General features: G+C 68.3%; 25 protein-coding genes and 1 riboswitch. Of the genes, 17 read left to right on the top strand and 8 right to left on the bottom strand.

What is annotated here, in order from left to right:
• Window positions 1–54 precede the first annotated feature (54 nt).
• Window positions 55–246: riboswitch (cobalamin riboswitch) on the bottom strand.
• A gap of 108 nt (window positions 247–354) precedes the next feature.
• The gene (locus tag GIY23_RS14155; RefSeq protein WP_228717288.1) at window positions 355–894 is read right to left on the bottom strand and encodes a gamma carbonic anhydrase family protein; all 540 of its coding nucleotides are present in this window, start codon (window positions 892–894) and stop codon (window positions 355–357) included.
• Between the two features lie 274 nt (window positions 895–1,168).
• Here GIY23_RS14155 and GIY23_RS14150 point away from each other — a divergent pair, with 274 nt between their 5' ends.
• Window positions 1,169–1,945 (top strand): YwaF family protein, encoded by a 777-nt coding sequence (locus tag GIY23_RS14150; protein ID WP_154077096.1) that lies wholly within the window; start codon window positions 1,169–1,171, stop codon window positions 1,943–1,945.
• On the opposite strand, the gene GIY23_RS14145 is transcribed toward GIY23_RS14150, so the two are convergent.
• Window positions 1,937–2,965: an AraC family transcriptional regulator gene (locus tag GIY23_RS14145; protein ID WP_154077095.1), complete on the bottom strand. Its 1,029-nt coding sequence runs from the start codon at window positions 2,963–2,965 to the stop codon at window positions 1,937–1,939. The two genes, GIY23_RS14150 and GIY23_RS14145, sit on opposite strands and share 9 nt — an antisense overlap.
• Window positions 2,966–3,113: 148 nt before the next feature.
• Between GIY23_RS14145 and GIY23_RS14140 the strand changes: the two genes are divergently transcribed.
• The 4 genes from GIY23_RS14140 to GIY23_RS14125 all read left to right on the top strand — a co-directional run bounded on the left by GIY23_RS14140 (window position 3,114) and on the right by GIY23_RS14125 (window position 7,566).
• Window positions 3,114–4,640, top strand: coding sequence for a flavin-containing monooxygenase (locus tag GIY23_RS14140; RefSeq protein ID WP_228717287.1), 1,527 nt, complete (start codon window positions 3,114–3,116; stop codon window positions 4,638–4,640).
• 5 nt (window positions 4,641–4,645) lie between these two features.
• Window positions 4,646–5,500 carry an SDR family NAD(P)-dependent oxidoreductase gene (locus tag GIY23_RS14135; protein WP_154077093.1) on the top strand — a complete coding sequence of 285 codons (855 nt, stop codon included), beginning with the start codon at window positions 4,646–4,648 and terminating at the stop codon, window positions 5,498–5,500.
• The gene (locus tag GIY23_RS14130; protein WP_154077092.1) at window positions 5,497–6,351 is read left to right on the top strand and encodes an alpha/beta fold hydrolase; all 855 of its coding nucleotides are present in this window, start codon (window positions 5,497–5,499) and stop codon (window positions 6,349–6,351) included. The genes GIY23_RS14135 and GIY23_RS14130 overlap by 4 nt, the downstream gene beginning before the upstream one ends.
• Before the next feature lie 231 nt (window positions 6,352–6,582).
• Window positions 6,583–7,566 carry a mechanosensitive ion channel family protein gene (locus GIY23_RS14125; protein ID WP_222850159.1) on the top strand — a complete coding sequence of 328 codons (984 nt, stop codon included), beginning with the start codon at window positions 6,583–6,585 and terminating at the stop codon, window positions 7,564–7,566.
• Between the two features lie 59 nt (window positions 7,567–7,625).
• Here GIY23_RS14125 and GIY23_RS14120 read toward each other — a convergent pair whose 3' ends face one another.
• Entirely contained in the window at window positions 7,626–9,191 is a 1,566-nt protein-coding gene (locus GIY23_RS14120) for an acyl-CoA synthetase (protein WP_154077091.1), read from the bottom strand.
• A 126-nt stretch (window positions 9,192–9,317) separates the two neighbouring features.
• Between GIY23_RS14120 and GIY23_RS14115 the strand changes: the two genes are divergently transcribed.
• The 10 genes from GIY23_RS14115 (at window position 9,318) to GIY23_RS14070 (ending at window position 20,788) form a co-directional block, all read left to right on the top strand.
• Window positions 9,318–10,109: a TIGR03084 family metal-binding protein gene (locus GIY23_RS14115; RefSeq protein ID WP_222850158.1), complete on the top strand. Its 792-nt coding sequence runs from the start codon at window positions 9,318–9,320 to the stop codon at window positions 10,107–10,109.
• Window positions 10,106–11,827 carry an acyclic terpene utilization AtuA family protein gene (locus GIY23_RS14110; protein ID WP_154077089.1) on the top strand — a complete coding sequence of 574 codons (1,722 nt, stop codon included), beginning with the start codon at window positions 10,106–10,108 and terminating at the stop codon, window positions 11,825–11,827. Before GIY23_RS14115 ends, GIY23_RS14110 begins: the two co-directional genes overlap by 4 nt.
• The gene (locus GIY23_RS14105; protein ID WP_154077088.1) at window positions 11,824–12,966 is read left to right on the top strand and encodes an acyl-CoA dehydrogenase family protein; all 1,143 of its coding nucleotides are present in this window, start codon (window positions 11,824–11,826) and stop codon (window positions 12,964–12,966) included. The genes GIY23_RS14110 and GIY23_RS14105 overlap by 4 nt, the downstream gene beginning before the upstream one ends.
• Entirely contained in the window at window positions 12,963–14,561 is a 1,599-nt protein-coding gene (locus GIY23_RS14100) for an acyl-CoA carboxylase subunit beta (protein ID WP_154077087.1), read from the top strand. The genes GIY23_RS14105 and GIY23_RS14100 overlap by 4 nt, the downstream gene beginning before the upstream one ends.
• An 8-nt stretch (window positions 14,562–14,569) precedes the next feature.
• Entirely contained in the window at window positions 14,570–16,624 is a 2,055-nt protein-coding gene (locus GIY23_RS14095) for an acetyl/propionyl/methylcrotonyl-CoA carboxylase subunit alpha (protein ID WP_154077086.1), read from the top strand.
• On the top strand, window positions 16,621–17,778 hold the full coding sequence (locus tag GIY23_RS14090; RefSeq protein WP_154077085.1) for an acyl-CoA dehydrogenase family protein: 1,158 nt from the start codon (window positions 16,621–16,623) through the stop codon (window positions 17,776–17,778). Before GIY23_RS14095 ends, GIY23_RS14090 begins: the two co-directional genes overlap by 4 nt.
• Before the next feature lie 9 nt (window positions 17,779–17,787).
• Window positions 17,788–18,558, top strand: coding sequence for an enoyl-CoA hydratase family protein (locus GIY23_RS14085; protein ID WP_154077084.1), 771 nt, complete (start codon window positions 17,788–17,790; stop codon window positions 18,556–18,558).
• 22 nt (window positions 18,559–18,580) lie between these two features.
• The gene (locus tag GIY23_RS14080) at window positions 18,581–19,198 is read left to right on the top strand and encodes a TetR/AcrR family transcriptional regulator (protein WP_154077083.1); all 618 of its coding nucleotides are present in this window, start codon (window positions 18,581–18,583) and stop codon (window positions 19,196–19,198) included.
• A 200-nt stretch (window positions 19,199–19,398) separates the two neighbouring features.
• Complete coding sequence (locus GIY23_RS14075) at window positions 19,399–19,848, top strand: YbhB/YbcL family Raf kinase inhibitor-like protein (protein ID WP_154077082.1); 450 nt, start codon at window positions 19,399–19,401, stop codon at window positions 19,846–19,848.
• Window positions 19,849–19,966: 118 nt separating this feature from the next.
• Window positions 19,967–20,788: a hypothetical protein gene (locus GIY23_RS14070; RefSeq protein ID WP_222850157.1), complete on the top strand. Its 822-nt coding sequence runs from the start codon at window positions 19,967–19,969 to the stop codon at window positions 20,786–20,788.
• Window positions 20,789–20,977: 189 nt separating this feature from the next.
• Here GIY23_RS14070 and GIY23_RS14065 read toward each other — a convergent pair whose 3' ends face one another.
• Complete coding sequence (locus tag GIY23_RS14065) at window positions 20,978–22,006, bottom strand: CobW family GTP-binding protein (protein WP_154077080.1); 1,029 nt, start codon at window positions 22,004–22,006, stop codon at window positions 20,978–20,980.
• A 253-nt stretch (window positions 22,007–22,259) separates the two neighbouring features.
• Here GIY23_RS14065 and GIY23_RS14060 point away from each other — a divergent pair, with 253 nt between their 5' ends.
• Both GIY23_RS14060 and GIY23_RS14055 read left to right on the top strand, forming a co-directional pair.
• Complete coding sequence (locus tag GIY23_RS14060) at window positions 22,260–23,141, top strand: oxygenase MpaB family protein (protein ID WP_154077079.1); 882 nt, start codon at window positions 22,260–22,262, stop codon at window positions 23,139–23,141.
• Entirely contained in the window at window positions 23,138–23,755 is a 618-nt protein-coding gene (locus tag GIY23_RS14055; RefSeq protein WP_154077078.1) for a TetR/AcrR family transcriptional regulator, read from the top strand. The genes GIY23_RS14060 and GIY23_RS14055 overlap by 4 nt, the downstream gene beginning before the upstream one ends.
• Window positions 23,756–23,763: 8 nt before the next feature.
• Here GIY23_RS14055 and GIY23_RS14050 read toward each other — a convergent pair whose 3' ends face one another.
• From GIY23_RS14050 to GIY23_RS14035, 4 genes are all read right to left on the bottom strand, one after another.
• A complete protein-coding gene (locus GIY23_RS14050) occupies window positions 23,764–24,276 on the bottom strand; it encodes a TrmH family RNA methyltransferase (RefSeq protein ID WP_154077077.1) in 513 nt (170 codons plus the stop codon).
• A 91-nt stretch (window positions 24,277–24,367) separates the two neighbouring features.
• Window positions 24,368–25,207 (bottom strand): NAD-dependent epimerase/dehydratase family protein, encoded by an 840-nt coding sequence (locus tag GIY23_RS14045; protein WP_154077076.1) that lies wholly within the window; start codon window positions 25,205–25,207, stop codon window positions 24,368–24,370.
• A 321-nt stretch (window positions 25,208–25,528) separates the two neighbouring features.
• Window positions 25,529–26,134: a methyltransferase domain-containing protein gene (locus GIY23_RS14040; protein ID WP_154077075.1), complete on the bottom strand. Its 606-nt coding sequence runs from the start codon at window positions 26,132–26,134 to the stop codon at window positions 25,529–25,531.
• 49 nt (window positions 26,135–26,183) lie between these two features.
• Window positions 26,184–26,849 carry a glycosyltransferase family 2 protein gene (locus GIY23_RS14035; protein WP_154077074.1) on the bottom strand — a complete coding sequence of 222 codons (666 nt, stop codon included), beginning with the start codon at window positions 26,847–26,849 and terminating at the stop codon, window positions 26,184–26,186.
• Between the last annotated feature and the right edge of the window lie 114 nt (window positions 26,850–26,963).

Below are 26,963 nucleotides of genomic sequence, written 5' to 3'. Positions count from 1 at the left end.
GGAGCCCTTCGGTCGGGGCCCGGACGCGGGGCCCGCTGGGACACGGCCGGTGCTCGGGGCGACCGGGAGCCAGCAGGTCTTCGGGCTCGGGCTCGAAGAGCGCGGGAACCTTCCCGGGCACCCGCCCAGTGGTCACCGTCGACACGCGACGCCTCCCGCGCTCGTCGCCCCTACCGCTGCGCGTCAGCTCCGGACTTCGACCGGATTCCCTGGCCGGTGGGCACGACTGGCTCGCGACGAGCCTAACAACCCGGCCGTGGTGGCCGAGATCACGGCGTCGCGCGCGAGGCGAACGGCACTTTCGCCTCGTCTCGTGAGGCGAAAGTGCCGTTCGCCTCACGAGTGAGAGAGTTCTTACCCGCTGAGGGCTTGGCGGTGGGAGGTGGCGAGGTCGACGTAGTGCCGGGCGGAGGCGCGGATCATCTCCTGCTCGTCGCCGGTCAGCTCGCGACGCACCTTGCCAGGAGTGCCCGCCACCAACGAGCCGGGCGGAATCTCGACGCCTTCGAGCACGACGGCACCGGCGGCGACGAGGCTGCCGCTGCCGATCTTCGCGCCGTTGAGGACCACCGAGCCCATCCCGATGAGCACCTCGTCCTCGATCGTGCAGCCGTGGACGACGGCCCGATGCCCGATGGTCACATCGTTGCCCACGACGGCCGGGAACCCTTCGTCGGCGTGCATCACCACGCCGTCCTGCACATTGCTGCGGGCACCGACCGAGATGTCGGCGACGTCGCCGCGCAGCACGGTGGTGTACCAGACGTTGGCCTGCGTCGCGAGGCGCACACGGCCGATGAGGCTGGACCCCGGCGCGGCCCACGCGCCGTCGTCGAGCTGCGGCGTGTGCTCACCGAAGGTCAGGGTGAACGGCCCGGTGCGTGCGTCGGTCACGGATCCTCCTCGTGCGTGGTCCACTCCGGGTACCTTACGTCTCCGCTCCGAGTTCCGTCCCGCAGCCGACAGTGCGAGCCGGTGGCACGTACCCGCGAACGGCTCGCAGGGCACCGGCGTTCCACTGTGGAGCGGCCGCCACACCGGCCGAACATGCTGGTGAGAAGCGTTCCTTCTCGTAGACTGAGCATCCTGACGGACTGGGCTGTCGTCGTGTCTTGCCAGCGGAACCGCTGAGGTTCCTCGACCCGACCACCGAGCAAGACCTTCGCTGATGAGTTCTCCAGGTGGCGCGACGGAGGTGGTGATCCTGTTCGAGCAGGCGACACTCGCGCAGCAACCGGTGTTCGTGCCCTACGGCGGCACGCACTGGGCGGTCCTCGCGCTCGGAGCCGGGGGAGCGGTGTTCCTGATCGCGCTCGGACGCAGGCACCGTGGGCGCGACACCGCGCGCGTCGTGAGCCGCGGGTTCGCCGTCGTCCTGGTCGCGTTCCAACTCCCGTTCCAGGTCCGCGCGCTCACACCCGCCCAGTGGGACCTGTACGAGTCGCTGCCGTTCCAGCTCAGCGACCTCGCGTGGATCGTCGCCGCCTACGCCTTGTGGTCGCACCGGTGGTGGGCGTTCGCGCTGACCTACTACTGGGGGCTCACACTGACCCCTCAGGCGATGTTCACCCCCGCCCTCGACGCACCCGACTTTCCGCACGTGGCGTTCGTCGAGTTCTGGGGGCATCACCTGTTCGTGGCGTGGGCGGCCCTGTATCTGACCTGGGGCGTCGGGTTGCGGCCGACGTGGCGGAGTCTGCGGGTCACGCTGGCCGTGACGCTGGCGTGGGCGGTGTGTGCGCAGACCTTCAACGCCGCCACCGGGGCGAACTACGGCTTTCTCGACCGCAAGCCCGCGAACCCGTCGCTGCTCGACGTCATGGGGCCGTGGCCGTACTACATCGCGGTCGAGTTCGTGGCGGTGGTGATCGGCTGGGCTCTCATCACCTGGCCGTGGGTGTCCTCCCGGCGGCGAGCCCGTGCGGACACTCGCGAATCAGCGTGAATCGCCGTGTCCGGAGATCGCCCGTCTGCGGGTGGTGCTCGGTGCCTCGCCGAACCACCGGCGGGCGGCGCGCGTGAGCGCCGATTGCTCGGACAGGCCCACCATCGCGGTCACCTGGGACAGCGGCATGTCCGTCCGGGTCAGCAGCCGGAGCGCCGTGTCCCGGCGCACGTCGTCGATGACCGACTCGAACGTGGTGCCTTCGGCGGCGAGTTGGCGCTGCAGGGTGCGCGGATGCAGCCGCAGTACCCGGGCGACCGTGTCGATCCGCAGCGGTGTCGTGCCCATCGAGCCGGACAGGATTCGGCGTACCTGGGCGGCCCGCTTCTGACCCGGCCCCTCCGTGTGCTTGTCGAGGTAGGCCATGGTGATCGTGCGCAGCGTCTCGTTCCCACCGTGCACCGGGGTCGACAGCACGTTCGCGGGCGCTCGCAGCACCGCGGTGTCCTCATCGAAGCGCACGTCGGCGTCGAAGAACTCGGTGTACGTGGCGACAGGGGCAAGGGGTGGGTGCGGAAGCAGCGCCGAGCGCAGCCGGTAGCTTCCGCCCGCCAACAGGCAGGCGACGCGGTGGAACAGGCCGAGACCGAGATCGACGACCTGCGGCGGTAGGGGCAATCCGGGTTCGTTGCTCCGGTAGAACATGCCGACGACCCCGGGGTGCCCGAGCGGGTCGGGCTCTTGCGAGAGGGTGAGCGCGGCGTGCAGGAACACGTAGCGCGACCCGCATTCCAGCGCGTCACCCAACGTCGGCGAGTTTTCGATCGCGAACGCGAGCGGGCCGAGCACCCGGGTGTCCTGATGCTCGGCGAGCCGCAACCCGAAGTCCGCGCGGTCGAGCTCGTGCGCTGCTGCTTCCAGTGCCGCGGCCGCCGACGTCGCGTCGATGACAGCGTCGTCGTCCTCGGTGTCGGTGCGACTGAGCTGATGACGGGCCAGCAGCGCGTCGCCGTCGCCGCCCAGGCGATCCGCCAGCGGCGCGAATCCGCGCAGCGCAGCGGCGCGTACGGTCGATCCCATGTCGCCCAAGGGTAAATTGTTGTCGCGCTGGGTCAAGTCCGATTCGGGGTCGGATCGACACACTGGGGGAAGTGAACACCGCGTCGAACGCGACATCGAGCACGGCGTCGAATGTGAACGAGCGAGACCGCGTCGAAGGAGTCCGGCCGTGACGAGTACCGAGTCCCGAGAGCTCAGCGACGATCCCGACACCGAACACGTCGACGTGCTCGTCGTCGGTGCCGGTGTGTCCGGAATCGGCGCCGCCCGTCGACTGCAGCAGGAATGCCCGAGCAAGAGCTTCGCCGTGCTCGAGCGGCGAGCGGCGCTCGGCGGAACCTGGGACCTGTTCCGGTATCCGGGCGTGCGCAGTGACTCGGACATCTACACGCTCAGCTATCCGTTCCGGCCGTGGCGAGGGTCCCGGTCGATCGTCGACGGCGCGAGCATCCGCGACTACATCGGTGACACCGCGCGCGAGCACGGGATCGACCGGCACATCCGGTACTCGACGAAGGTCGTCTCCGCCCACTGGTCGTCCGAACAGGCCCGGTGGACCGTCGAGACCCGCACCGGGGAGCACGGCGAGCGTCGCGTGTACCGGTGTTCGTTTCTGTACATGTGTACCGGCTACTACGACTACGACAAGGGGCATCAGCCGGAGTTCGACGGACTCGACGAGTTCGAGGGCAGCCTGGTGCATCCGCAGTTCTGGCCCGAGAACCTCGATTTCGAGGGCAAGCGGGTCGCGATCGTCGGCAGCGGGGCGACGGCGGTGACTCTGGTGCCTGCGATGGCCGAGAAGGCGGCACACGTGACGATGGTGCAGCGCTCGCCGAGCTACATCACCGTGCTGCCGTCCGTCGACGGTGTCGCGGACAAGCTCCGCACGTACCTGCCCGCCCGGGTCGCCCACCCCGTGATCCGGGCGAAGAACGCGGTGGTCGCGTTGGGTTTCTACCAGTTCTGCCGCCGCTTCCCGGAGCGCGCGAAGACGTTCCTTCGCGATCAGGCCGTCAGGTACCTGGGCGACGAGTCCTACGTGGACACGCATTTCGCGCCGAACTACCAGCCGTGGGACCAACGGTTGTGCGTGATTCCGGACGGCGACTTCTATCGGACGCTGCGCTCGGGTCGGGCCTCTGTGGTCACCGACACCATCGACCGGTTCGTCCCCTCGGGAATCAGGACGAGCTCCGGTGACGTGGTCGAAGCCGACATCGTGGTGTCCGCGACAGGACTGTCTTTGCTGCCGTTCGGCGGGCTCGAACTGAGTGTGGACGGCGAGCCGGTCGACATCTCCGACACGGTCGTCTACCGGGGCGTGATGCTCAGCGGGGTGCCGAACTTCGCGTGCTGCGTCGGCTACACGAACGCGTCCTGGACGCTACGAGCGGATCTGTCCTCCCGGTACGTGTGCCGCATGGTCAACTACCTGGACGCCCGGGGTTTCGCCGCCGCGACGCCGCGCCCGCCGGGAGGAATGGTGCGCAAGCCGATGCTCGACCTCGACGCGAACTACATCAAACGGTCCATCGACCGCTTTCCCTCGCAGGGCGACCGGTCGCCGTGGCGTGTGCGGCAGAATTACCTGCTCGACAAGCTGGAGATGTCACGTCCCGGCCCTGCTCGCGACATGGCGTTCACGCGCCACGGCACGAGCAGCCACCGCCGGAACCTGGAGGGCGCACGATGAGTCGAATGGGCCGCTACCGCTTCGCCGGAGGAACAGCGGTCCTCACCGGCGCCGCCAGCGGTATCGGGGAGCAACTCGCCTACGGTCTCGCGAGGCGGGGGAGTCACCTCGTGCTGGTGGACCGGGACGCCGAGCGCCTGGACCGGGTTCGCGCGGCGATCGAGCAGGACCACTCCGGGATCACCGTGTCCACAATGGTGGTGGACCTCGCCGACCGGAACGCCACCGTGGCCGCGGCCGAGACGATCCTGCGCGAGCACCAGCGAATCACGTTGCTGGTCAACAATGCCGGTGCGGCGCTCGGTGGCCGTTTCGACCAGGTCACCCTGGACGAGTTCGAATGGCTCATGGACCTCAACTTCCGGGCGCCGGTCGTGCTCACGCACACGTTGCTGCCCACCCTCACCGCCGCACCCGGCGGGCACGTGGTCAACGTCTCCAGCTTGTTCGGACTCGTCGCGCCCGCGGGGCAATCGGCCTACTGTGCCAGCAAATTCGCGTTGCGTGGGCTGAGTCAGGTCTTGTGGGCGGAGCTGGCCGAGTCCGGAACCGGCGTGACCACAGTGCACCCCGGCGGGATCAAGACGCGCGTCGCCGAGAGCGCCCGCGTGGGTTCCGGAGTGCCTGCCGACCTGGTGGACGGCCAGAAGAAGGCGTTCACCAAGCTGCTGACCTATCCACCGCAGAAAGCGGCCGAACAGATCCTCGACGGCGTCGAGCGTCGGCGTGCCCGGGTGCTCATCGCGGCCAGCGCCAAGATCCCCGACCTGCTCGCCCGCCTGTTGCCGGTGTCCCACCAGCGATTGATCGCGCTCGCCACGGGATCCGATCGGTCACGTTCCCGGGCGACCGTGCGATGAGGGCCGGGGAGTCGGCCGGGACGCGCGAGGTCACCCTGCACGGCGCGCGAGTCCGTGTCCGATCAGGCGGGGACCCCGAAGCCCCGCCCGTCGTACTGCTGCACGGCATCGGACGGAGCCTCGAGGACTGGGCTCCGCAGTACCCCCTGCTCGCCACCGACCACTACGTGATCGCACCGGACCTTCCCGGTTTCGGTCTCTCCGAGCCCACACCGGGGCCGACCACGTTGGAATCCCTGGCCGACGATGTCCTCGCACTCGTGGACTCGATCGGCGAAACCCGGCCGGTTCACGTCGCAGGGAACTCGTTGGGCGGTGCGGTCGCGATGCGGGTGGCGGCCATGGCGCCAGAGCGGGTCTCGTCGCTGCTGTTGGCGAACAGTGTAGGGTTCGGCAGGGACGTCACGATCGCCCTGCGCGTTCTCGGGATCCCGATGCTGGGCGCCCGGCTGCTGCGTCGAACGGACCCCGCGACCGTTCGGCGGACCGAGCGTGCCCTGTTCCGCAGCCGCGAGTTCGTCACGCAGGAGCGTCTCGCGCACGCGACCGAGGTCGCGCGACAGCCGCACCGCGCGAGGGTGTTCGTCGAACTCGCCCGCCGGCTCGGCACTGTTCGCGGAATCCGGCCCGCGTGGCGCGCACAGCTGCTCGCGGATTTCGCCCGTGATCCGAAACCCACTCTCGCGGTATGGGGCGACGCGGACCTGGTGCTGCCCGCGCGGCATCTCGAGGCTGTGCCGGACCGGATTCCGCATGCGCGGACGCACTTGTTCACCGGCGCCGGACACATGCCTCAGATCGAACGGGCCGCGGAGTTCGCGGATCTCGCTCGCGACCATTTCTCCCGCTGAGTCGCCCGTCGGCGGCGTGTGACCCCGGACTCACGGAGAATCGGGCGAATCCGGCCAAGTATCGCGGTGTGTGTCCACTCCGGTCCGGAGTGTGACCATGATTTGCCTAGCGCCGGGGCCGATTGACAGCATCGCGCGAGTGCCCGGTGGTGGACCGAGCACCCAAGATCTTCGTCATTCGGCATTATTCGCTCGCGGGTGCGGGCATTCGATCACGAAAGGGTGGATTTCGTGTCCCTGGTCACGCTCGCCGGCTTCGCCGGATCCGACAGCGTGTTGGCCCAGGCCGGCCCGCTCATGGGCTGGATTACCTCGAACGCGGGCACGCTGCTGTCGGGCCTGGTCAACATCGGCATCATCCTCGTCATCGCCTTCGTCGCGCGGTTCGTGGTCGGGCGCCTCATCAAGCAGCTGGTCAAGCGGATCGTCAGCTCGCACCAGAAGCTCAGCCAGGCGAAGACCCGGGCGGCCACCGTCGTGACCAAGGCCGTGACCGAGAACAACGCCGACCGTGTGGAACGGCAGTCCCAGCGCGCCAACACCATCGGTTCGGTGCTGGGCAGCGTCGCCTCGTTCGTCATCTTCGGCGTGGCGTTCATGATGATCCTCAGCGAGTTCGGGATCAATCTGGGTCCGGTCCTGGCCAGCGCCGGCGTTCTGGGTCTGGCGATCGGCTTCGGTGCGCAGAGCCTCGTGCAGGACTTCCTGTCCGGGCTGTTCATGATGACCGAGGACCAGTTCGGTGTCGGTGACGTCGTCGACGTCGGTGACGCGGTGGGCACCGTCGAGGCGATGACGATGCGGGTCACCAAGATCCGTGACCTCGACGGCGGTCTCTGGCACGTGCGCAACGGCGAGATCATGCGCGTCTGCAACATGAACCAGGACTGGGCCAACGCGGTGGTGGAGGTCCCGCTGGACTACTCCGTGGACGTCGGCGAGGCCAAGCGCGTGACCGAGGAGGCGCTCGGCGAGTTCGCGAACGACCCCACGGTGCACTCGCAGATCCTGGACAAGCCGGACATCAGTGGCGTGGTCGGAATCGGCAACGGCGCCGTCACGCTGCGGATCATCATCAAGACGCGGCCGGGAGCCCAGTGGGCCACCGGCCGGACCGCGCGGGAGTACCTCAAGCGCGGCTTCGACCGGGCAGGCATCCAGGTCGCCCACCCGGTGCTTCCGCTCAACGGCACGGGCGCCACCAAGCAGGGCTGATCCGGTGCGTGAGCCTTTTTGGTGGCTAGAGGCACCAAAAGGGCTCACGCGCGGCCCGGCTACACGGTGCGCTCACGGCCCTCCCAGTGGGGCGCGCGCAGTGTCCGCTTGAGGATCTTGCCGGTGGGGTTGCGGGGCAGTTCGTCGTGCACCTCGACCGCACGCGGGCACTTGTAGCGCGCCAGCCGGGTGCGGGTGAACTCGATGATCTCGTCCGGATCGGGTGATTCCCCGGGCTCGGCGGTGACCACGGCCAGCACCGACTCGCCCCACCGCTCGTCGGGCACGCCGATCACCGCGGCCTCGGCGATCGACGGGTGCTCGACGAGGACCCGTTCCACTTCAGGGGAGTAGACGTTCTCGCCGCCGGTGATGATCATGTCCTTCACCCGGTCCTCGACGAACAGGTATCCGTCGGCATCGACTCGCCCGACGTCGCCGCTGCGGAACCAGCCGTCGGAGGTGATCGCCTCGGCGGTCGCTTCCGGCTTGTTCAGATAGCCCGGTGTGGCCTGCGCGGACCGGAACCAGAACTCGCCCGGCATGCCCGGTTGTACGTCCTCGCCGGTCGCGGGGTCGACGACGCGCATCTCGGCGCCCTCGATGAGCGTGCCCGCGGAGCCGAGTCGCTCTGGGTGGTCTTCGTCGCGGTGATCCTCCGGGTCCAGGCTGGAGATGACGCCCGAGACCTCGGTGAGCCCGTACACCTGCTGGAACCGGGTGTCCGGCATCTGCTTCAACGCCGTACGCAGCAACGGAAGCGGCATCGGCGAGGCGCCGTAGCCGAGGTGTTTGAGCCGGGCGAAGGCGGCGACCGCTTGTTCGCCCGCGGCCACGATGCCGGCGACGACCGCGGGCACGAGAAACGCGTGCGTCGCGCCCTGCTGCAAGGCTCCGAACAGTGACGCGGCGTCGGGTTCGCGGGTCATGATCGTCGCGGTGCCGACGTGGATGCCGATCACGGCGTAGCACGTGCCGCCGACGTGAAACAGCGGCATCGCGACGAGGCTCTTGTCGCCGGGATCGAAGTCCCAGTCGACGCTGGCGTGCTGCGCGTGGCTGACGACGTTGCGATGGGTGAGCAGGACACCCTTCGGATGTCCTGTGGTGCCCGAGCTGTACATGACCAGGCACGGGTCGTCCGGCCGCACGTCGGGTCGGGCGTCGCGCGGTTCCGAGTCCCCCAGCCACCGTTCGTACTCGTCGGACTCGCCACCGACGACCACGATGCGCTCCACTGTGGAGAGCCGATCGCGGATCGGGTCCAGGGTGGGAAGCAGTTCGGCACCCACGAACAGCACGCGCGCGCCCGAGTCGTTGATGACGTAGTCGAGCTCGTCGGGCGCCAGCCGCCAGTTCAGGATCGCGTTCGCCGCGCCGATCGCCGCGGCGGCGAACGTCATCTCCAGGCACGCCACGTTGTTGAGGTCGAGGAACGCGATGCGGTCGCCGCGGCGCAGGCCACTGTCGAGGAGGCCTCCGGTGCCACGCCGGACCCGGTCGCGCCACTCCGACCACGTCCACGTGCGGTCGCCGTAGGTCATCGCTTCGGTGGTCGGGTGGGTCTGCGCCCAATGGTCGAGGCGGTCTCCGAGCAGCGTGGGCTCGGGTGGCGTGGCGGTCATCTCGGTCCCTTCGCCGGGGCAGGGTCTACAGTGTGTCCTGAATCACTCTCAGGCAAAAGTAGGAGATCCGGTAAAAGAAAGCAAGCACGCTTGCTTTTTTCCGAGGCGACTGGGAACGTGATCGACGTGACGGACGTGGACGACCTGCTCGACGATCTGTGCGCCGAGACCGACGAGCTCGACGCCGTGGTGGCCCGGCTCGACGACGCTCGGTGGAGTGTTCCGACGCCCGCCGAGGGATGGACCGTCGCGCACCAGATCGCGCACCTCGCCTGGACCGACGAGGTCGCCCTGCTCTCCGCGACCGAACCGGCCCGTTTCGGCGAGGTCGTGGCGGAGGCGACGCGGGATCCCGCCGGTTTCGTGGACCTCGCCGCACAGGACGGGGCCCGGCACGCTCCGACGGCGCTGCTCGATCGGTGGCGCCGGAGTCGTGCCGACCTCGTCGACGCGCTGCGGGCGGTGCCCGCCGGTCGCAAGCTCGACTGGTTCGGCCCGCCGATGGGAGTCGCGTCGATGGCCACGGCGCGCATCATGGAGACCTGGGCGCACGGTCAGGACGTCGTGGACGCGCTCGGCGTGCGGCGGGAGTCGACCGCGCGGCTGCGTCACGTCGCCCACCTCGGCGTCCGTACCCGCGACTTCGCCTACGCCGTACACGACCGGACTCCGCCGGACCAGCCGTTCCGGGTGGAACTCACCGCGCCGGACGGGGCGTGCTGGACCTGGGGGCCAGAGGACGCCGAGCAGTTCGTCACCGGACCGGCGCTGGACTTCTGCCTGCTCGTCACGCAGCGTCGACACCGCGACGACCTCGGCCTCGACGTCGTGGGGCCGGACGCGGCGTACTGGATCACGATCGCCCAGGCGTTCGCGGGCCTGCCCAGCGCGGGCCGCAAGGCGGGGATGCCGGTATGACGGAGCGTTCGTTCGCGACCACGCCCGAGGTGCTGCGCATCGGGAACTGCTCCGGGTTCTACGGTGACCGGTTCTCGGCCATGCGCGAGATGCTCGATGGCGGCGCACTCGACGTGCTCACCGGGGACTATCTGGCCGAGCTGACGATGCTGATCCTCGGCCGCGACCGGATGAAGGACCCGGAACTCGGGTACGCCAAGACGTTCCTCCGGCAGGCAGAGGAGTGTCTGGGGCTCGCCGTCGAGCGTGGAGTGCGGATCGTAGTCAACGCCGGTGGACTCAATCCGGCGGGTCTGGCCGGAAAGCTCCGGGAAGTGGCGGCATCGCTGGACGTTCCCGTGCGATGCGCCCACGTCGAGGGCGACGACCTCACGGCGCGGACGGAGGAGCTCGGTCTGGGAGAGCCGCTGACGGCGAACGCCTACCTCGGCGGCTGGGGAATCGCCCGGTGTCTGGCCGAGGGCGCCGACGTCGTCGTCACCGGCCGGGTCACCGATGCGGCTCTGGTCACGGGGCCCGCCGCCGCCCATTTCGGATGGGCCCGCACCGATTACGACGAGCTGGCGGGCGCCGTCGTGGCCGGACACGTGATCGAATGCGGAACGCAGGCCACCGGCGGAAACTTCAGCTTCTTCACCGAGATCGCGGACCTGACCCGTCCCGGATTCCCGATCGCCGAGATCGCCGGTGACGGCAGCAGCGTGATCACCAAACATCCCGGAACCGGGGGAGCGGTCACGGTCGACACCGTCACGGCCCAGCTGATGTACGAAGTCGACACGGCCCGCTACGCCGGGCCGGACGTGACCACCCGCCTCGACACGGTCGCACTCGAGCAGCATGGACCGGACCGCGTCGGCATTCGCGGCGTGGTGGGCGAACCTCCGCCACCGTCGCTGAAGGTCTCGCTGAACTCGATCGGCGGTTACCGCAACGAGGTGGAGTTCGTCCTGACCGGGCTGGACATCCACGCCAAGGCCGAGCTGGCACGCGAGCAACTCGAAGCCGGGCTGGTGAAGCGGCCGCGGGAGATGACGTGGACACTCGCCCGCACCGACGCCGTCGACGCCGACACGCAAGAACGAGCCAGCGCCACCCTCCGGTGCGTCGTGCGTGATCCGGACGCCGACGTCGTCGGGCGGTCCTTCGCGAACGTCGCGGTGGAACTCGCTTTGGCGAGCTACCCGGGATGCCATCTGACGTCGGTGCCACGCAGCGGGTCGGTGTACGGAGCGTTCGCCCCCGGCTTCGTGGACTCCGCTGCCGTGCCGCACCGGGCCGTCCTTGCCGACGGGGCCACAGTGGATATCGAACCCATCCGGGACACGAGGGCGCTCGCGGACGTGGCCGAGCCGGAACTTCCCGAGCCGTTGCCCACAGAGTCGACCCGGCACGAACCGCTCGGTGTGGTGGCCGCGGCCAGGAGCGGAGACAAAGGCGGCAACGCCAACGTCGGGGTCTGGGTTCGCACGGACGACGAATGGCGCTGGCTCGTGCACACGCTCACGGTCGAGCGGCTCCGGAGCCTGCTGCCAGAGATCGCCGACCTGCCGGTGACCCGGGCCGTGCTGCCGAACCTGCGTGCGGTGAACTTCGTCGTGGAAGGCGTGCTCGGAGACGGAGCGGCCTCGCAGGCTCGCTTCGACCCCCAGGCCAAGGCGCTCGGCGAGTGGCTGCGCTCACGCCGTGTGCCCGTACCCGAGGAGTTGATTCCGTGAGCGTCTGGGACTGCCCGCAGCGGCGGGAGCTGCGTTCCACGGTCCGCCGCTTCGTGGATCGTGAGATCCTGCCGAACCTCGAGGAGTGGGAACGCCGCGGTGAACTGCCCCGCTCGCTGCACCGGAGTGCCGGCGACCTCGGGTTGCTCGGAGCCGGGTTCCCGGTGGACGGCGGCGGAGGCGACTTCCTCGACGTCGTGACGATCGCGGAGGAAATGCACCACGCGGGCGGCTCCGGTGGACTGTTCGCCTCGCTGTTCACCTGCGGAATCGCGGTTCCGCACCTCGTCGCCGCCGGTGATCCCCGGCAGCTCGAGCGGTGGGTGCGGCCGACCCTGAGCGGGGAGAAGATCGGATGCCTCGCGATCACCGAGCCGGACGGAGGTTCCGACGTCGGACGCCTCGCGACGCGCGCGACACGGGACGGCGATCACTACGTCGTCAACGGCGCGAAGACCTACATCACCTCCGGGTGCCGCGCAGACTACGCCGTGGTCGCGGTGCGCACCGGAGAAGCCGGGTCGTCCGGCGTCTCCCTGCTCGTGATCGACAAAGACAACGACGGGTTCACCGTCACGCGCAAGTGGGAGAAGATGGGGTGGCACGCCTCGGACACCGCCGAGCTGTCCTTCGTGGATTGCCGGGTTCCTGTGGAAAATCTGGTCGGTGCCGAGAACAGCGGATTCGCGCGGATCGCCGACGCGTTCCTCACCGAGCGGGTGTCCTTGGCCGTGCAGGCGTACGCGAGCGCACAACGCTGTCTCGACCTCACCGCACAATGGTGTCGTGACCGGGAAACCTTCGGGCGCGCACTGATCTCTCGGCAAGCCGTGCAGAACACACTCACCGAGATGGCGCGCCGGATCGACGTCGCGCGCGTCTACACGAGAACGCTCGCCGAGCGCTGTGCGGCGGGCGAAACCGGCCTCGTCGCCGAGACCTGCTTCGCCAAGAACACGGCGGTGGAGACCGGCGAGTGGGTCGCACACCAAGCAGTGCAGCTCTTCGGCGGAGCGGGGTACATGGCGGAAAGCGAGATCGAGCGTCAGTACCGGGACATGCGAATTCTCGGTATCGGCGGCGGCACGACCGAGATTATGACCGGCTTGGCGGCACGAGTTCTGGGATTCACCGCATGACGACACTGAAGTCCGTACTGGACACGCACACGACCGAATTCGCCGAGTCGGCGCAGGCAATGCGCACGAAACTCGCCGAGATCACCGCCGAGCACGCCAAGGCGACCGCCGGAGGCGGCCCGGAGAAGCTGGAACGTCACCGGGCGCGGGGCAAACTCACCGCGCGTGAACGCATCGAGCTGCTGATCGACGAGGACTCACCGTTCCTGGAGCTGTGCCCGCTCGCGGCGTGGGGCAGTGACTTTCAGGTCGGTGCGTCGGTCGTTACCGGGATCGGGGTCGTCGAGGGCGTCGAATGCATGATCATCGCCAACGACCCCACGGTCCGGGGCGGTACGAGCAACCCGTGGACGGTCCGAAAATCGTTCCGCGCCAACGACATCGTGATGCAGAACCGGCTGCCGGTGATCTCGCTCGTCGAGTCCGGCGGTGCGGACCTGCCCACTCAGAAGGAAGTGTTCATCCCTGGCGGGCGGGCGTTCCGGGATCTCACCCAGGCGTCGGCGGCGGGCATTCCCACGATCGCACTCGTGTTCGGCAACTCGACCGCAGGCGGAGCCTACACGCCGGGCATGTCCGACCACGTGGTGATGATCAAGGAACGGTCGAAGGTCTTCCTCGGCGGACCACCGCTGGTGAAGATGGCGACCGGTGAGGAGGCCGACGACGAGGCCCTCGGCGGTGCCGACATGCACGCCCGCACTTCGGGACTCGCCGACTACTACGCCGTCGACGAACCGGATGCCCTGCGCATCGGCCGGAACATCGTCAGGCGGCTGAACTGGACCAAACAAGGACCCACACCGCGCGAGAAGGTCGCCGAACCGCTCTACGACCCGGAAGATCTGCTCGGCGTCGTTCCGTCCGACCTCAAGGTCCCGTTCGATCCGCGCGAGGTCGTCGCGCGGATCGTGGACGGATCCGACTTCGACGAGTTCAAACAGCGGTACGGCTCGAGCCTGGTGACCGGGTGGGCGGACCTGCACGGCTACCCGGTGGGCATCCTCGCGAACGCGCAGGGGGTGTTGTTCTCCGAGGAGTCGCAGAAGGCCACGCAGTTCATCCAGTTGGCGAACCGGGCGAACACACCACTGCTGTTCCTGCACAACACGACCGGCTACATGGTCGGCAAGGAATACGAACAGGGCGGGATCATCAAGCACGGCGCGATGATGATCAACGCCGTGTCCAACTCGACGGTGCCACACCTGTCGGTGCTGTTGGGCGCCTCGTACGGCGCGGGGCACTACGGGATGTGCGGACGGGCCTACGACCCCCGATTCTTGTTCTCCTGGCCGAGCGCGAAATCGGCGGTGATGGGCTCGGCGCAGCTCGCGGGGGTGATCTCCCTCGTCAACCGGGCGTCCGCGGAAGCGAAGGGCGTGCCGTTCGACGAGGAGGCCGACGCCGGGCTCCGTGCCGCGATCGCGGAACAGATCGAGGCGGAGTCGTTGCCGTTGTTCCTGTCCGGACGCCTCTACGACGACGGCGTGATCGACCCGCGCGAGACACGCACGGTGCTGGGAATGTGCCTCTCGGCGCTGCACAACGCTCCGGTGAAGGGCACCGACAACTTCGGTGTCTTCCGAATGTGAGGACGGCGATGCTGACCAGCCTGCTCGTGGCCAACCGCGGCGAGATCGCGCGCCGGGTCTTCGCCACCGCGCGTCGTACGGGTGTGTCCACGGTGGCCGTGTTCTCTGACGAGGACGCGGCAGCACCTCACGCCACGGAAGCCGACGCGGCGGTTCGGCTGCCCGGCAAGACACCGGCCGAGACCTACCTGCGCGAGAGCCTCGTCCTCGACGCGGCGCGGACCGCCGGTGCCGACGCGGTCCATCCCGGCTACGGGTTCCTGTCCGAGAACGCGGACTTCGCCCGCGCCGTGCTCGACGCCGGGCTCACGTGGATCGGGCCCCCCGTGCGGGCGATCGAGGTGATGGGATCCAAGGTCGAGTCCAAGAAACTCATGGCCGACGCCGGTGTGCCGGTTCTGGCGGAACTCGATCCCGCCGCCGTGACCGAAAGCGACCTCCCCGTGGTGATCAAAGCCTCCGCCGGTGGCGGCGGTCGAGGGATGCGTGTCGTTCGTGCGCTGGACGAGCTACCCGCCGAGCTGGACGGAGCACGCAGCGAGGCCCAGTCGGCGTTCGGCGACCCGACCGTGTTCTGCGAACGGTATCTCGACACCGGACGACACATCGAGGTCCAGGTGCTCGCCGACCGGCACGGAACGGTCTGGGCGGTCGGTGAGCGCGAGTGCTCCTTGCAGCGCCGGCACCAGAAAATCCTCGAGGAGTCCCCGTCTCCGCTCGTCGAGCGCACTCCCCGGATGCGGACGCGGTTGTTCGAGGCGGCGACCCGGGCTGCAGAGGCCGTGGGATACGAGAGTGCGGGCACGGTGGAGTTTCTCGCCGACGAGCACGGCGACATCTTCTTCCTGGAGATGAACACGCGCCTGCAGGTGGAGCACCCGGTCACCGAATGCACCTCGGATCTCGACCTGGTGCGGTGGCAACTACGCATCGCGCAGGGCGCCGCGTTGCCACCCGAACCTCCCGCGGCGCAGGGAAGCGCGATCGAAGTCCGGCTCTACGCCGAGGACCCGGCACAACAGTGGCAACCGCAGAGCGGGACACTGCACCGGCTGGACGTTCCCGGCGTGACCGCCGAATTCGAACCGTTGCGCGAACCGGGAGTACGCCTCGACTCGGGCGTCCGCGACGGGTCGATGATCGGCGTGCACTACGACCCGATGCTCGCGAAGGTCGTCGCGTGGGCGGAGACCCGGGACGAGGCGGCGCGGATCCTCGGGTCCGCGCTCGCGCGCTCAAAAGTCCACGGGCTCACGACCAACCGGGAACTGCTCGTCAACGTACTCGGACACCCGGCGTTTCTCGCCGGTGACACGAACACCGCGTTCTTCGCGACACACGGGCTCGACGTGCTCGCGCGGCCGATCGCGTCCGCGCAGTCGGTGGAGCTCTCGGCGGTCGCGGCGAGCCTTGCCGAATCCGCCGCCAATCGTCGCGTGGCACCGGTGAACGCGTCGATTCCGGCCGGTTGGCGCAATGTTCCAGCCGTTGCACAAAGCAAGGTGTTCACCGTCGCGGGAACCGGGAACGAGATCCACGTGGCGTACCGGTTCTCCCGCGACGGTGTGTGCATCGAGGGTCACGACGGCCTCACCGTGGTCTCCGCGACACCGGAGCTCGTGGTTCTCGACGTCCCGGTCAGGAACGACGTGGTGCGGCGGCGGTTCGAAGTCGCTCGACACGGTTCGCTCGTGTGTGTCGACTCTCCGTCGGGGCCGGTTTCGTTGATCCGTCGGCCGCGGTTCACCGATCCCGTCGAGCAGGTCGATCCCGGGTCGTTGTTGGCCCCGATGCCGGGAACCGTCGTCCGTGTCGCTGCCGCGCCCGGTGAGCGGGTCACGCTCGGACAACCGCTGTTGTGGTTGGAGGCGATGAAGATGGAACACACCATCGCGGCGCCCACCGACGGAACCGTGCGTGAGCTCGACGTCCAGACCGGTGACGCCGTCGACGTCGGCACTGTGCTCGCCGTCGTGCTGGCCGACGACGGGGACGCACGACACGACTCTGACGAAGACACCGGCAGCCGGAAGAACAGCCCAGCGACCGAGGAGCGGACATGAGTTTCATCGAAAGCGACGTGCAGCAGGAGCTTCGCGCATCGGTGGCCAAGTTGGCGGATCGGTACAACTACCTCGATTACGTGTTGCCCAAGGCTCGCAACACCGAACCCCTCACGGAGCTGTGGAACGAGGCGGGAAAACTCGGCTTTCTCGGGGTCAACCTGCCGGAGGAGTACGGAGGGGGAGCGGGCATCTACGAACTCGCCCTGGTGCAGGAGGAACTCGCCGCGAAGGGGGCGGGGCTGTTGCTCGCGGTGGTGTCGCCCGCGATCTGCGGCACGGTGATCGCGAAGTACGGCACCGAACAGCAGCGCCGGCGGTGGCTGCCCGGACTCGGTGACGGCTCGACCATCATGGCGTTCGCGATCACCGAGCCGGACGCGGGATCGAACTCGCACCACATCACCACGACCGCGCGCCGGGAAGGTGACTCCTGGGTCCTGAATGGACAGAAGATCTTCATTTCCGGAGTCGACCAGGCGGATGCCGTGCTGGTCGTGGCACGCACCGAAGACCACAGGACCGGCAGGCTCCGTCCGGCACTGTTCATCGTGCCGACGAACAGTCCACATTTCGTCGCACAGCCGATGGAGATGGACATCACCGCACCCGACCGGCAGTTCACGCTGTTCCTCGACGAGGTCCGGCTGCCCGACGAGGCGTTGCTGGGTGAGCAGGACGCTGCGTTGCTCCAGTTGTTCGCGGGACTCAACCCGGAACGCATCCTCGGTGCCGCGATCGCGGTGGGAACGGGCCGGTACGCGCTCGCCCGGGCGGTCGAGTACGCGAACGAACGTGCCGTGTGGAAAGCACCGATCGGCGCACACCAGGGCTTGTCGCACCCACTCGCGCAGATCAAGGTCGAGCTCGAGATGGCGAAGCTGATGATGCAGAAGGCCGCTGTGCTCTACGACAGCGGCGACGACGACGGTGCGGGCGAAGCGGCGAACATGGCGAAGTACGCTGCGGCGGAGGCGAGCATTCGCGCGCTGGACCAGGCGATCCAGACGTACGGCGGTTCCGGCCTGACGCGGGAGCACGGCCTGTCCGCGATGCTGGCGACCGCACGGATCGCGCGCGTCGCTCCGGTGAGCCGTGAGATGATCCTGAACTTCGTGGCCCAGCACAGCCTCGGCCTGCCGAAGTCGTACTGAGGGGCAGTGATGACGGATCGCTTCGTCCACGTCGAGGTCGCCGACGGTGTCGCGACGCTCACGCTGGATTCCCCGCACAACCGCAACGCCTTGTCCGCGAAACTCGTCGCCGAGCTTCGCGCGACTCTCGCCGAGACGGCGGAAGATTCCGACGTGCGAGCCGTTCTGCTGACCCACAGCGGGACCACCTTCTGCGCGGGCGCCGACCTGACGGAGGCCGGCGACAGGGCAGAAGCCTCCCGGCCGGACGAGGCGACCCACGCACTGATCGACCTGCTGCGGGCGATCGTCGCGCTGCCGAAACCGGTGGTGGGGTTCCTCGACGGCCACGTCCGTGCGGGCGGGATGGGCCTGGTCGGGGCGTGCGACGTCGTCGTGGCCGGGCCGTCCTGCACTTTCGCGCTCACCGAGGCGCGGCTCGGGTTGGCGCCGGCGGTGGTGTCCCTGACGGTGCTGCCGCGTCTGACCTCACGCGCGGCGAACCGGTACGTGTTGACGGGCGAGAAGTTCGGCGCGGACGAAGCAGCCCGGTTGGGCCTGGTGACCGTCGCGGCCGAGCGGCCGGTCGAGGAGGTCGAGGCGATCCTGCGCAGTCTGCGGCTCGGCTCCCCGCAAGGATTGGCCGAGTCGAAAGCACTGGTGTCTGCGCCGATTCTCGCCGATTTCGACCGGTGTGCCGAGGATCTGGCGTCCCGCTCGGCGAGGTTGTTCGCGAGCGAGCAGGCCCGGGAAGGCATGATGGCGTTCCTGGAGAAGCGAACGCCGTGGTGGGCCCGGTGACGGACACCACCAGGAGAGGGACATGAGTACCCGGGAACCGAAGCAGGAACGAAGCCGTGCCACCCGTCAGCGGCTGTTGGAGTCGGCGATCGACTGCCTCGCCGACCATGGCTGGCAGGCCACCACGGTCAGCGTCGTCGCCGAGCACGCCGGAGTCTCCCGCGGCGCGGCCCAGCATCATTTTCCGACGCGCGAAGAGCTGATCACCGCGGCGCTGGAGTTCATGACCGACAACCGACTCGCACTGGTCCGCGAGGAAGCCGGCGAGCTACCGCAGGGTCCGGAGCGTACGGAGGCGATCCTGGTCCGGATGGTCGAGCACTACACGTCCCCGCTGTTCAAGGCTGCGTTGCAGGTGTGGACAGCGGCGGCGGCCGACGAGTCGTTGCGTGAACGGATCGTCCCGCTGGAGGCTCGGTTCGGCCGAGCGGCGCACCGCGCGATGGTGGAGTTGCTCGGCGTCGATGACGGCGACCGGGTCGGTCACCGTCTCGTGCAGGGCACTCTCGACATGGCACGCGGTCTCGGCTTGGCCGACGTACTCACCGACGATTCGGCGCGGCGGACGCAGATCGTCCGGCAATGGGCGCGGACACTCGACGCCGCCCTGTCCGAACGAGCGGTCTCCGCACAATGTTGATGGCTCCTGTCAGTCGGTTTGCTCGGTGGGTGGGGTGGCGGAGGTCCGGCTGCGTACGTGGTTGAACGCTCAGTGCTCCGCCGCTGACAAGACACGACAACCGCTCATTGTGAACCGACTCTTGGGCAGGGTTGGCGTGATCGACGACCGGTTGCGATCGTGGAGGACCGGACATCCTCGGTGACAGGAAGGTGCACGACATGGCGGTCAGGATCGACGAGCTCAGCATCAGCTGCAGGAACTTCGAGCCGGATCAGCCGATCCCGCGCGAACACGCGGTCGAAGGTGTGAACACCTCCGTCGACCTCGACATCACGGGTGTCCCGGCCGACGCCGTCGAGTTGGCGGTGATCTGCCACGACCCGGACGCACCCATGCCTGACGGGTTCACGCATTGGACCGTCTACGGTCTCGCGCCCGAGACCCGCACGGTCGATTCCGAGAGCGGTCGACAAGGGCCGAACAGTCTCGGCAAAACCGGCTACACCGGGCCGAATCCGCCGTCGGGACACGGTGTGCACCGCTACTACTTCTGGGTCTACGCGTTGGACACGCTGGTCGACGGCACACCGACCCGGGAGGACTTCCTCACCCAGTACGGTCCGCACGTGCTGGAACAGAACCGGGTCGTCGGAACGTACTCACGCTGACCCGAAACCTGGTGCGCGCGGGCGAGCGGCCTGTGCGGGGGCTCGTGCTGTCGTGCGGGAGTAGAGCAGGGACGTGAAACACTGGGGTATGTCCTCCGCCAGGCCCACCCTGCTCCTCGTGACCGACTTGTCGTACGAAGCTCGTGGTCGCCGGTACTGCGACGAGGACATCTCCCTCTCGTCCCAACTGGGCGAGGCGTTCGACGTCGCCCTCTGCCATCCGCGGCACGCCGTCGCTCTGATGGACGGTTTCGACGTCGCGCTCGTACGCAACAGCGGTCCGGTCATCTACTACCCGCGGGAGTACGAGCAGTTCCGTGACCATGCCCTGGCCACCGGTGCGCGGGTTTTCACCGAGCTGACCGGCAAAGCCGACATGCAGGGAAAGCAGTACCTCGTCGACCTGTACCGAGCCGGGTATCCGGTGATCCCGACCGTCGACACCGTCGACGATCTCGGCCGGCTTCCGGAGTGCGACAGCTACGTGGTCAAGCCGAAGTTCGGTGCCGACTCCGTGGGGATGAGTATCGTGGGCCCGTCGGAGATCTCCGGGATCAACGATCGTGACGTGCTGATCCAGCCGCGCGTCGACCTCGAGTACGAGGTGTCGTTCTACTTCGTCGGCTACACCTTCGAATACGCACTGTACACACCAGACCCCGCACAACGGTGGGGTCTGACGACCTACGAGCCGAGTGAGACCGACCTGGATTTCGCACGAGGCTTTGTCGACTGGAACGGTATCGAACACGGCATCCAGCGCGTCGACGCCTGTCGCACGCCCGACGGCGAACTGCGACTGGTCGAGCTCGAAGACCTCAACCCGTACCTCTCGCTCGACAGCATCGGTGAGCAACAACGCCGGACGTTCGTGCGGCATCTGACCGACGCGCTCTCGACGCTCGCCCGCACAGAACGCCCGAGCGGGTGTGCGCGTTGATCTGCGTGGGTGGTTCCGTAGCGGCCGGGCGGGAGAGTGCGCGAGACAGATCCAGAGGGTGTGCAGTACGAGAAGTCGTCGTGTCGTGTCAGCGGCGAAGGCGCTGAGCCGTCACCACGTACGCGGCCCGACCACCGGTGCTGAGGTTCCGCTACCCGACCCCCCTGGCGCACCGTCTGCAAGCAGTTCTCATCCGTCGGTGAAGCGCAGGATGGGGAGCATGCTGAACTCGTCGTGTTCGGACGATTCCGGCGCGACGCAGTCCCGCAGCCGAGCTGTCAGGTCCGTGGTGTCCAGGCCCGCGCCGATCGCGACCAACGAGGTGGTACGGGTCTCGCCGGAATCCCATCCTCTCCGGTGGAACCGGAGATAGTTGCCGACGGTGTGCAGGACGAACTTCTCCGGATGGTCCGCGAGTCCGAAGTAGACGTTGCCTTTGAGGCGGTACAAACCGGCGGGTCGATGGTCGAGGAAGTGCATGAGGCTGCGTGGATCCATCGGTGACTCGGAGGTGAACGTCACCGTCTCGTAGACGGTGTGCAAGTGCTCGTGGTCGTCTTCGTCGTGCGCGCAGAGATCGTCCAGCGACAGCTGCTCGCCGACCTTGGGTTGCGTGGAGCGGGCGTGCTCGTCGAACAGGAAGCTCGGGTCGATGCGGCCGTGTTCGGTCGGAAGCAACGGCGTACCCGGAGTGATTGTCCCCAGTGTGCGCAGCACCGACGCACGAGAGTCGGCGTCGACGCGGTCGATCTTGTTCACCAGCACCACGTCGGCGAAGTCGATCTGAGTGTCGATCTCGGGGTGTCGAGATCTGGTGGAGTCGAACTCGACGGCGTCGACGACCTCGACGAAGCCGCCGTAACGGATGCCCGGTTCCTCGCTTGAGATGAGCATTTTCACGATGCTGCGCGGATCCGCGAGGCCGCTGGCCTCGATGACGATGACGTCGATCGCGGACTGCGGCCGGCTGAGTTTGTGCACCATCGTGTCCAACTCGCCGGGATCGACCGCACAGCACAAACATCCGTTGTCCAGCGACACCATCGCGTCGACCTGGCCCGCGACCGCCATGGCGTCGATGTTGATCGAGCCGAAGTCGTTGACGATGACACCGATCCGGGTCCCGCCGGACTGGCGGAGCAGGTGGTTGAGCAGCGTGGTCTTCCCGGAGCCGAGGAATCCGGCGACGACGATCACGGGTATCCGAGTGCGAGCCACAGATGTCTCCGTACGGGCGGGGATGGTCCGCCCATCGTAAGAGGGTACCGACAGCAGCTGCGCACGAGCGCCGGTGAGAGCGCACTGTGGGACTGCGAGGTGGTCCGGTACCGCCGCGCCAGTTCGCGCCTCGCGGTGTTGGGGTCCTGTTGAGTACCACGCCTTCTACATGCCTCTGAGACAAAGCTTGACCGTGTGTCTCGCTGGTCTTACGGTCGTGCCGTGACGACCACCACTGCGGAGGTGTCGTGGAATGCAGCGTTTCGACCGGTTGCGTCACATTCTCGAGCTCGATCCGGAGCGGGACTGTGACGAGATCTACCGACTCCTGTCCCAGTACGAATTCCCGTGGGACATCACGCGTTCGTTGGAGCTCGCCCTGTTCCGTACCTACGCGGTTCCGGCGATCGGTCGCCTGCTCGACGCGACGGGCGAGTTCACGCGCTGTCCGCAGAAGCGCTACGACGACACCGTCCTGGTGCTCTACGAGATCTTGCAGTCGGAAGTCGACAGTGAACGCCGCCGGGACGCGCTCGACCAGCTCAACCGGATCCACGGCCGGTACCGCATCAGCAACGACGATTTCGTGTACACGCTGGCGACCTTCGTCGTCGTTCCGGTCCGCTGGATCGAGAACTACGGGTGGCGACGGCTGCACCCGCGGGAGGTCCGCGGGTTGACGAACGCGATGCGTCGGATGGGTGAGGGGATGCGTCTCGACGGCATACCGGAAACCTACGAGGAGTTCGAGCGACTACTCGACGGGTACGAACGGGAACGGTTCGCTTTCGATGCGGGCGGCAAACGTGTCGCGGACGCGACGATGAAGTTGTTCGGCTCGTGGTTCCCGCCCCCGCTGGCCGGGCCGGTCGGCGGAGCCACCCGACTGCTCATGGACCCGCACTTGCTCGACGCGTTCGCGCTGCCCCGTCCGCCGCGAGTGCTGCGGACGACGGCGCAACTCGCGCTGAAACTGCGAGGTGCCCTGATTCGTCTCGGTCCGCCGCGGCCCGATTCGCGACCGGTCCTGCCGAACACGCCCACGTACCCCCACGGGTACGAGATCACCGAGCTCGGACCGGAATCGTTCCACCGCTCTCGCGCCGCGTCCCGGCCTGCACGGGTGAACACATGAGCGCGAGCGAGGCGGTTCGCACGCGCGTCCGGGACTCCGAACCCGAGGAAGCGCTGAGCCGACGAGTGCTCGACGCGGCGCTCGGTGCCTTCGAGGAGAACGGGATCCAGCGCACCACGATGCACGGCATCGCCCGGCGGGCCGGACTCGGCCGTGCCACGGTGTATCGCCGGTACCCGGACAAGGATGCGATGGTCTCCGCCGTGCTGCTGCGGGAAGTGCGCCGCTTCCTCGAGACCGTCGACGAGGCGGTCGGCCGGTTCACCGACCCGGCCGAGCAGATCGTCGAGACCTACGTGGTGGTGATGACCGGCCTTCGAGGGCACCGGCTGTTGAATCGCCTGCTGACCCACGACACCCGCGACGTGTTGCCGTCGATGACCGTGCACGCGGGCACGATCCTCGCGATCGGTCGCGACTTTCTCGCCGAGAAGCTGCGAGCACACCGACGGGCGGGCCGGTTACCGGTAGTGGATCCCGACGTGACCGCCGAGGTCTACGTCAGGCTGGTGCACTCGATGCTGTTGACGCCGGACGGAGGCATCCCGGACACCGGCGACGAGCGCAGCCGTGCGTTCGCTCGCCGGCAGCTGGTGCCCTTGCTCGGGAACTGACCGTGAGATCAGGAACAGCGAAGGCTGTAGAAGGCGATCCCGGCCGCGACCGCGACGTTCAACGACCCCTTGGTCCCGAACTGCGGAATCTCGAGCAGGACGTCGCACTCGCCGCGAAGCTTCGCCGGAATGCCCGCGGTTTCCTCGCCCAGCAGCAGTGCGATCTTGCCCGGTGGCGTGTAGTCGGCGATCGTGACCGCACGATCGTCGATCTCCAGGCCCGCGACGGTGAATCCCTCGGAGCTCAGCTCGGCGAGCAGTGCGGGTACGCCCGGATGGTGCAGGCAGCGCACGAGATGTTCGGCGCCCAGCGCGGACTTGTGGATCTTGTGCTGGAGCTTGTGGACGAGCTCGGGGGAGCGGTGGTCGCGTTCCTGCTCGGGATACGGCGTGTACCCGGTACAGTACACAGTGGACAAAGAGAACACGTCGGCGATCCGCAGCAGCGCGCCCACGTTGTAGGCCGAACGCATGTTGTGTGCGACGGCCACGATCTCCCGCTCGCGGGTGGGGTCCGTCATCGCGTCGTCACCGCACGCTCACGCCGGGCGAGGACGAGCGCGTGCTCGCGACCCGACCGAAACTCTTCGTTCACGCCCGCACGGTACCCGCTCAGGGGTGCCGCGTGCCGTTGCCGGCGAGCACGGCTCGGTACCCCTCGCGGTAGGTCGGGTACGCGAACTCGAAGCCCGTGGCCCGCAGCAGGGTGTTGCGGAACCGCTTGCCGCCGGGGGCTGCGTCCCCCTCGTCGGAGGGCGGGGCTTCCACGCCGAGCTCGTCGGCGAGGAACCGAAGTAGGTGACTGCGCTCGACCGGGGCGTCGTCGACGCCGACGTACACCGAGTCCGGGGCCGTCACCGCCGTCGCCAGGTGCAGGACTGCGGCTGCCGCGTCGTCACGATGAATCCGGTTCGTGTAGGTGGGGGTCGTTGGTTCCTCGACCGTTCCGGCACGCACCCGCTCGATCATGCGGCCGCGCCCGGGGCCGTAGAGCCCGGTCAGCCGAAGGATCGTCGCGCCCGGGCGCCGCCGGAGCAGTTCGCTCTCGACCTCCAGCAAGACCCGGCCGGTCGCCGAACGAGGCTCGGCGGGAGTGTCTTCGTCCACCCAGCTGCCGTCGTTCACCCCGTACACCGCCGTCGAGGACACGAGCAGCACGCGCGGTTGTGCCTGAACAGTATTCAGCGAGTCCAGGACGTGGGTGAGTCCACGGAGATAGGTCGTGCGGTACCCGTCCGCGGTCCGCCGGTCGGCGGTGAGGACCACGACGACGGTCTCGGTGTCGTCCGGGAGCGTCGGCACCTCGTGGGCGAGGTCGACACGGAGTCCCGCGATCTGCGGCGGAAGCACGTCCGTCCGGCGACGCAGGCCGAGCACCCGGCGACCCGTCCCGGCGAACCGCAGGCCGATCTCGGTGCCGAGATCGCCACACCCGGCGAGTACGACGGTCACGGTCGCACCTGCTGTGTGGTGCGGGTCGACTCTGCGGGAAAGGTGCTCATGCTGCTTCCTGTCCTGACGAAGGACGTGCCGGGCGCACGCCGCACGTATCGCACCACACGTGCGACCGGCGCGGGCACTCCGGGCACCGGGTCAGTCGGACGCAGAGCGTTGCTGCGGCCTCCGGTGCCTCGGAGTGCATTGTGGGAGCTGGCTCTTGTACCCGGCGGTACCGGACCACCTAACCGCGTTCCCATGCCCGCTCAGTGGTTCGGAACCCGCGCAGGTCGCACGAGGGGATGCGACGGAGTTGCCCGCACGTGCGGTGGTCAGTCAGCGTCGGGTCAGCTCCACCAGCCAGCGTCCGGACCGTTCGGCCGTCCAGGTGGTCACCAGCTTCGCTTCCTCGCCGAGGCGGGTGACCGCTTCCGCGTCGGCCTGCGTCCAGGGGAACCACGGGCCATCGCCGAATCTCGCGGTGCCCTCACGGAGGCCGGTACCGGGAGCGGCGACCTCCACCAGCGCGCTTCCTCCGCAGCTGAGCACGTCGTGCACGCGGCCGAGCAGCACCGCGAGGTCACCACCGATACCGAGGTTGCAGTCGGCCAGCAGCACGTGGTCCCACTGGCCTTCGGCGGGGACCGGGTCGAAGATGTCGCACTGCACGGCCACCCCACCGCGTCGCACGGTCATCCGGACCGCCTCCGCCGAGGTGTCGATCCCCATCGCAGGCAGACCGCGCCGCGTCAGGCCCACCGTCATCCGGCCCGGTCCGCACCCGACGTCCAGAGTGGCGCCCCTGCACCGCTCGATGAGCAGCACGTCCACCTCGTCCGGGTGGCCGTGCCAGCGCCGCACCGCCAGCGACGAGATGGTGCCGTCGTCGTGCTCGAGCTGCCGCGCGTCACCCCTCAGGGCGAGGTCGAACAGCGCCTGCATCAGCGCTCGCCCCCTTCCTCACCGGGAAGGGCGACCGGGTCGCCCGCGATCACCGCAGAACCTGCGCCATGTCTCGCACCGCCCGTGCGGTGCCCTTCACCGAGCCGGCCACTTTCGACTTGGTTCCGGCGGTACGAGGCAGGTAGCGGACCGGCTTCTCGACCAAGGTCCAGCCGGCCTCACCGGCGCGCAGCAGCAGCTCCAGCGGATACCCGAACGCTCGGTCGCGAATGTCGAGTTCCACGAGGTCCGCGCGCCGTGCCACCCGCACCGGAGCGAGATCGTGCACGTCGACCCCGCGACGGCGCACCATCCATGCGATCAGGGCGTTTCCCGCCCGCGCGTGCCACGGAAATCCACCCAGATCAGTGACGACCCTGCGGCCGGTGACGAGCGTCGCCCGGCGTGAGTCGACGGGTTCGATGAGCTCGGGGAGTTGTGCCGCGTCGATCGATCCGTCCGCGTCCATCACGCACACGATCTCGGCGGTCGCGCTGACCAACCCCGTGTGCGCGGCGGCACCGTAGCCGCGCCGCGGCTCGTGCACGACCCGCGCACCGTGTGCGGCGGCGACCTCCGGTGACCCGTCGGTCGACCCGTTGTCCACCACCAGCGCGCGCATCCCGTCGATCGCGTGGATCGCGTCGATCACGGCGGGCAGTGCCGCTGCCTCGTCCAGACAGGGCAACACCACCTCCACCGTCGGCTCCGCCATGCTCGTGTCCCTTCTGCTGGAGGTCTCTGTGTCGGCCGGGATGCACCGACAGGGGCATCGTCCACCGCTGGTGGATTCGGAGCAGGGGAATCACCGGATTGGTCGCTTCACCCA

Origin of the sequence: Allosaccharopolyspora coralli (assembly GCF_009664835.1) — a bacterium.
In the GTDB taxonomy this organism is placed as follows: Bacteria; Actinomycetota; Actinomycetes; order Mycobacteriales; family Pseudonocardiaceae; genus Allosaccharopolyspora; species Allosaccharopolyspora coralli.
This window is presented reverse-complemented; position numbering and strand designations above follow the sequence as displayed.